This window comes from Haliscomenobacter sp. (genome assembly GCF_040403615.1).
In the GTDB taxonomy this organism is placed as follows: Bacteria; Bacteroidota; Bacteroidia; order Chitinophagales; family Saprospiraceae; genus Haliscomenobacter.
The window spans coordinates 1-3,226 of the sequence record NZ_JBBAKG010000229.1; the positions used below are offsets into that span (position 1 = coordinate 1).

General features: G+C 44.5%; 3 protein-coding genes. All 3 read left to right on the forward strand.

Annotated features, from left to right (window positions below; genetic code table 11):
* Nucleotides 1–62 precede the first annotated feature (62 nt).
* Nucleotides 63–1,166, forward strand: coding sequence for a hypothetical protein (locus ABW391_RS29010; protein ID WP_353485403.1), 1,104 nt, complete (start codon nucleotides 63–65; stop codon nucleotides 1,164–1,166).
* Entirely contained in the window at nucleotides 1,163–2,800 is a 1,638-nt protein-coding gene (locus tag ABW391_RS29015) for a T9SS type A sorting domain-containing protein (protein ID WP_353485404.1), read from the forward strand. The genes ABW391_RS29010 and ABW391_RS29015 overlap by 4 nt, the downstream gene beginning before the upstream one ends.
* A gap of 35 nt (nucleotides 2,801–2,835) precedes the next feature.
* The coding region (locus ABW391_RS29020) for a hypothetical protein (protein ID WP_353485405.1) at nucleotides 2,836–3,226 on the forward strand (391 nt) is incomplete at its 3' end.

The window sequence follows — 3,226 nt, forward strand, 5'->3', positions numbered from 1 at the left end:
GATTTTTTGGATTTGGCAAGTGATACTAAATCAAAATTATTTAACTTCATAACTGTCAACTAATGTATAAGCAAATTGAATTGATTAATTCGGTTAAGTCATTTGATTTGAGTGATGGTCTTTGCTACCTTAATTCAGAAGGTTGGATAATAAGCTCGAATACATATTTGGAGAAACTTGATGCTTTTGCAAGAATCAATGTTTTAAATAAACTGCTTTTTTGGCAAAGCCATTATGGTTATTTTCAGGTTTATGATCTTTCCAGTAAAAAAAATATTTATGCGTCTAAAAATAAAGTCAATGAAGTGTCAATTGGTATATTTCCTGAAATTTTACCTGAAAGTAAAATTATTGTCAATATAAAAGAGGAAACAAATAAGGCCGTTGGTGTTTTAAATTTATATTCAGGTGATATTGAAGTTGTCAATCTATCGGCAAGTAGATTTTATATTTTTTTAGCAGAGTATGAAATGTTAATATGTGTTTCTGAAGTTATCTCTGCCTACCATTATCCAGATCTTCGTGATTTGTGGACATACGCTCCGAAAGGATTTTATTATAATATGTTAAAGCACACACTTGTTGAAGAAGTACGCTTCATACTTGGCATAAGGAACTCTTTCCTTTGGGTGTCTTTATCATCGGGAAATATAGTTGGGTTGGACGTATTATCAGGTGTATATTGCAAAAATATAGGGCATAATGAAGTTTCAAAGGATATATTTCCCTATCTAAAGGAAGGAGACTCTGTTCCTCATGGCGATAAAATGCAATTAGATGTTACTTCTGGAGAACTGATAACCCTACGTAACAAGTATTATATATATGCTAATCTTAATGATTTAGAGCCTTGGTTAGATTATATAGATGTAAGCGATAGCATGGGTAAACATCAATTAGAATCAAGCTACCGCAATAACGTTTTTCCAATCGATGAAAACTACATCTACTTCTGCGACGACCGCCGGGGCAAAATCGGTGTTTTTGATCGCCACAAGCGCGAAGTAGTCTGGAGTTACGAACTAGAAATGGAGCGATCAGGCATTGCACAAATACTAGAAATGAAATACGCCAATGATCGTTGGTACATTTTAGATCGGAATGATACCCTTCATGTATTTGAGCGGATCAAAATCAATGAAACAAACCAACAAACCAAACCATGAAAAACCTCAACTCCTTCATTTTTTTCCTAATCCTCACACTGCACCTCGCCGCCCAAACCCCGGGCCAGGTGCTCGACCTCATTCCAGGCACGACATCTACGTTCAATGATGTTCAAGACGAACTCAAAATTGGGGTGGGCAACCGTGTATTGTTTGTGGTTTACCGCCAGTTCAAGTACGAGCTTTGGTCATCCGATGGCAGCGAGGCGGGCACCACCATGCTGATGGTGGGCACCAATGGGGAAGACTATCCCGTTTTTTTACCCTATGACAGCAAGCAAGTACTCTTTGTGGCCGATCGAAACAATGGGAGCCGCACCGGTGGCGAATTGTGGCTCACGGATGGCACTGCGGCCAATACCCGTAAGCTGTTCAGCAGCGCCAGCAAACCCATCCGCAAGGTAGTGGTACACCAGGGGCAGGTGTACTATGTGAGTGCATCGGCTTCCGAATTTTATGAGCAAACCGAACTCTGGAAATATGACCCCGTCACACAGTCCAACCAAATGCTAGGTCGCTACAAAGGCCCCGATGGCATTCTAGATCTTGTGTCCTTTTCTAATCAGCTCCTCCTGCTGGCCCAAAGTAAAGACAGCACCTACCAGCTCCTCAAATCGGATGGTACAGTTGCAGGTACCAAAGCTTACCATACCCTCAAAAACGATGGTGCACTTGGTGATTATCCATTTATGACCGTTGCGGGGCAGCGTGCATTTTTCTTTTTTCATGGATTCAATCAAGACCAATTGTACAGCACAGATGGTACTGCCGAAGGCACCATTCGTCTTGCGGCTTACGAGCCTGTCAATGCTGGTGAAATTCCCCGCAAAAAACGCGCACTGATAGGATGGCAAAACTTGTTTTTTTATCCTGCATGCAAGTTGGGTACATCATTTTGTACATACTTTGATTTTTTTGTATCAGACGGTACGGTTGCTGGAACCAAGCAGATCGACTTTAATGACCGGTACAATGAGGATGTCAATTACCTTGCTCCATACAAAGGAAAATTGTTTATGCACACCTCTCGACCCTCTGTGGTGCTGGCTACTGATGGTACTCTGGCAGGCACTACATACCCGATAGTTGACAATCGAATGACTTCGGATTTTTATGGCGGAGAATACCTTACTCTATTGCAAGACTCCCTGTATTACAGTGGCTACAGCGCCGAAGGAGGCAATGAATTGTACCGATCAAATGGTACTGCTGCGGGTACTCGTTTCATCGATGTCATACCCGGCAGCACCAGTGGCGAACCCGAACAATTGACGGCAGCAAGCAATCGACTATTCTTTACGGCCAATAGCAAAACGGCGGGCCGGGAATTATGGGTGTACGAAACCTCCAAAGCCATTACGAGCGTTCGGACGCCAACGGAGTTGCTGGTAGCCTTAAACTTATGGCCCAATCCAGCAAGCAGCAGCTTACAAATTCGAGCTGAATCACCGGAGCCATTGCGCAGATTGATCATTTACAATGCATTGGGTCAGCAGCAGTACCAGCGTAGTTTGGAGGGCAACTTTTTTGCTGAATCCATTGACTTGGCAGCTTGGCCTGCTGGCCTCTACACCCTGGAGCTTTGGAGTGCCCGCGGCAGCCGCAAGCTGGTCAAATGGAGCAAAATTAACTAACCGGATTCCAAAACACCCCCTCAAAAAAGAGCATCATGCGAACAAACCCTCTATTCCTTCTTGCTATAGCGGTATTCTCGATGTGGACTACGGCAGTGGCGGCACAAGACACCAGTAAGCAAGTGCGCTTGTTGGGCATTTATGCTCAGGGCAAGGCCCTGCTTAGGTGGGCTCCTACGGATTATCCCTCCTGGCAACGCGGGACAAAGCAAGGTTACCGCCTGGAGCGCTATACCCTTCAAAGCAATGGCGGCAGCTTGAGCAATGCACAGGTGCTGGCTTCGCGAGTGGTATTGTCTGCTCGATTGTTGCCCCTTTCGGCAAGCATCTTTGAACAAATGTCGGATACCAGCAATGCTGCCGGGGTAGCCGGAGCAGCCCTGTACGAAGACAGTGTACAAGTCACCGTCAACACGGGCGACCCCT